The following is a 2758-nucleotide window of genomic DNA, read 5'->3' on the forward strand; positions in this document are numbered from 1 at the left end:
GCATCGAGCAGGCGGTCGCGGTTTTTGCCTTCGATATTGAGTTGGTAGGTTTTTTTCATGAGTACTTCTGGTCTAAGGAGCGGCGCATTGCGGCCACGGTGTACTACCGATTATCGGGCCGTGGCCGCGCAAGCCGAAAAGTCATGGGCAAAAGCGGCGTCACCAGCAACAATCTGCGCGGCACGGCGTTTGCATGGGTACCCATGTCAGCTTGTTCAACCCCACGTCCCTCACCTGGCAGGGGCACAAGGAGATTCCGATGATCTATGGTTTGACCTACCTCGGTGTGATCCACACCGCCATCAGCCTGGTGGCCGTTGCGGCTGCCGTGATCGCCTTCTTTCGCGACAAGGAAATCATTGCCGCGTCCACACTGGGCAAGGTCTATATCTGGACCACGGTGCTCACCTGCCTCACGGGCTTTGGCATCTTCCAGCATGGCGGTTTCGGCAAACCGCATGCGCTGGGCATCATCACCTTGCTGGTGCTGGGCATTGCCTGGGTGGCGGGCACCACCAAGGTGCTGGGCCGTGCCTCGCCGTATGTGGAGACGCTGGGCTATTCGATGACCTTTTTATTCCACATGATTCCGGCCATCACCGAGACTTCGACGCGCCTGCCATTGGGTGCGCCACTGCTGCCCAACGCCGATGCGCCCGAACTCAAGGCCGCCACGGGTGTGCTTTTGCTGCTGTACATCATTGGGGCGGCGCTGCAGGTGCGGCGCATACGCGCGCGCCATGCGGCGCTTGACGTCGCGGCTGTGCCGGGGTCTGCTGCTGCCAGTTAATGGGTAAGGGGCGACAAATTCAGCCGGGCCAGACGACCAGCAAATAGCGGCAGGCGCTGCGCCCCAGGGTTTTAAAGGCCACGGGGCGGTCAACGCCGAAGTCCAGGCAGTCGCCGGGCTCAAGCTTGAAAACTTCGTCGCCATATTCCACGCGCAAGCCGCCTTCGACCAGCCAGAGGCGCTGCCGATACGGCTGGCCGCTCCATCGCGGGTAAGCCACCCTGGCCGACCGCGGCAGCTCGACTTCCACCATCTCGACGCCCTGGTCGGGCCCGCGCTCTGCCACCTGGCGCCGCAGGTAGCCGGCTTCCGGGTCGCGCCACACCGCCTGCCCTGCCTTCTTCCGCAGCCTGCGGCCTGCCTCTTCTTCCTTGTCTTCGGTGAGCAGCTGCGCCAGCGGCACACCCAGGCCGGCTGCGAGCCGGCCGAGGATCATGGCGGTCGGGCTGCTTTCGACGCGCTCCACCCTGGAGATCATGGCTTTGCTGACGCCCGACACCTCGGCCAGTTGCGCCAGGCTCAGGCCCTGGGCCTGGCGCAATGCCAGCAGCCGCGACGCGATCAGGGCATCAATCGTCATGGGGTGTCCTTCAGAAAAAGCATTCGTCTATCATAAGGGACAAATAATCTCTTATAGTAGACAAATCATTCTCCCTTTCAAAAGGAATCCCCATGCACCTCGTCGAATGCACCGAAGAGCGCCATGCCGGCCAGATCCTGGCCATTTTTAACGAGGCGATCGTCAACTCGACGGCGCTGTACGACTACAAACCACGCGCACCCGAAAGCATGGTGACCTGGTTTGCCACCAAACGTGCCAACGGTTTTCCGGTAGTCGGGATGGAAGACGACAGCGGCAAGCTGCTGGGTTTTGCGAGCTACGGCACCTTCCGCGCATTTCCGGCGTACAAGTACACGGTCGAGCATTCGGTCTATGTGGAGAAAGACAGCCGCGGCCTGGGCCTGGGGCGCAAGCTGCTGGAGGCGATTGTGGCCAGGGCTGAAGTGCAAGGCATGCACGTTCTGGTCGGCGCGATTGACCTGGACAACGCTGTGAGCATTGCACTTCACAAGCGCCTGGGCTTTGAGCACAGCGGCACGATCAAACAGGCGGCTTTCAAGTTTGGCCGCTGGCTGGACCTGGCGTTTTTGCAGAAGACGCTGGCGACGCCGCTGCAACCGGTGGACGGTTAGGTCTGTTAGCTGGTCAACACTTTGTCGATGGCCTCATGCAAATGCTGCAGGCCAAACGACACATCACAAAACACGCCGTTGACATAAAACGCCGGCGTTGAGCGCACGCCCAGGTGGCGGCCGCTTTGCATGTGCTCCTGCACGCGCTGCAGGTAGACATGGTCGTTCATTTCGTTCTGGTAGCGGGCCATGTCCAGGCCGGCCTGGGCGGCATAGTCGAGCAGGTGCTTGTCCTTGAGGTGATGCTGGTTGGTAAACAGCAACTCGTACATGGGCCAGAACTTGTGTTGTGCGCCGGCGGCTTCCGCCGCTTCGGCGGCCAGTTCGGCATGGGGGTGCACTTCGCGCAACGGAAAGTGCCGGAAGACAAAACGCAGCTGGCGCCCGAAGTGCGGAAGCATCACCTTCAGGGCGCCGTAGGCCTGAAAGCAGGACGGGCATTCGAAGTCGCCGTATTCCACGACAGTGACCGGGGCCGACGCCGGGCCATGGATATGGTCGATGGCGTCGTCGGGTTCAAGAAACGGGTCGGGTTGGGACGAATCGGCCATGAGAATCACCTTTTAGCTGTGTGTTCAGACGTTAAAAACGTCTTCAGCACAGTATGCGCCCGGGTGTGCGCGGTGATCAAGGAGCCGTACGGCCCCATCGGCGTCGATGGGTAGCCGTGGATGGCCGTGAATAGCCAGGTAGAGGCCGGCGACGCCGGCCTCGTGGTTCAGCTTCAGGCCTGGTTGGCGGCGTTTTCGAGGGCTTCGTCGAGTGCCTTGCACG

General features: G+C 61.5%; 5 protein-coding genes. 3 read left to right on the forward strand and 2 right to left on the reverse strand.

Annotation, left to right across the window (positions count from 1 at the left end; translation table 11 throughout):
* The coding region (locus AC1D1P_RS20000) for a hypothetical protein (RefSeq protein WP_477674172.1) at positions 1 to 263 on the forward strand (263 nt) is incomplete at its 5' end.
* Positions 260 to 790, forward strand: a complete 531-nt coding sequence (locus AC1D1P_RS20005; RefSeq protein ID WP_477671214.1) for a hypothetical protein — start codon at positions 260 to 262, stop codon at positions 788 to 790. The genes AC1D1P_RS20000 and AC1D1P_RS20005, both read left to right, overlap by 4 nt.
* Positions 791 to 809: 19 nt before the next feature.
* Here the strand turns inward: AC1D1P_RS20005 and AC1D1P_RS20010 are convergent, their stop codons facing one another.
* Positions 810 to 1370, reverse strand: coding sequence for a helix-turn-helix domain-containing protein (locus AC1D1P_RS20010; RefSeq protein WP_477670822.1), 561 nt, complete (start codon positions 1368 to 1370; stop codon positions 810 to 812).
* A gap of 92 nt (positions 1371 to 1462) precedes the next feature.
* Between AC1D1P_RS20010 and AC1D1P_RS20015 the strand changes: the two genes are divergently transcribed.
* The gene (locus AC1D1P_RS20015; RefSeq protein ID WP_477674173.1) at positions 1463 to 1984 is read left to right on the forward strand and encodes an N-acetyltransferase family protein; all 522 of its coding nucleotides are present in this window, start codon (positions 1463 to 1465) and stop codon (positions 1982 to 1984) included.
* A gap of 5 nt (positions 1985 to 1989) precedes the next feature.
* Here the strand turns inward: AC1D1P_RS20015 and AC1D1P_RS20020 are convergent, their stop codons facing one another.
* Positions 1990 to 2535 carry a DsbA family protein gene (locus AC1D1P_RS20020; protein WP_477674174.1) on the reverse strand — a complete coding sequence of 182 codons (546 nt, stop codon included), beginning with the start codon at positions 2533 to 2535 and terminating at the stop codon, positions 1990 to 1992.
* Positions 2536 to 2758 lie beyond the last annotated feature (223 nt).

The sequence above is a fragment of the Polaromonas sp. P1_E1_2 genome, assembly GCF_056406035.1.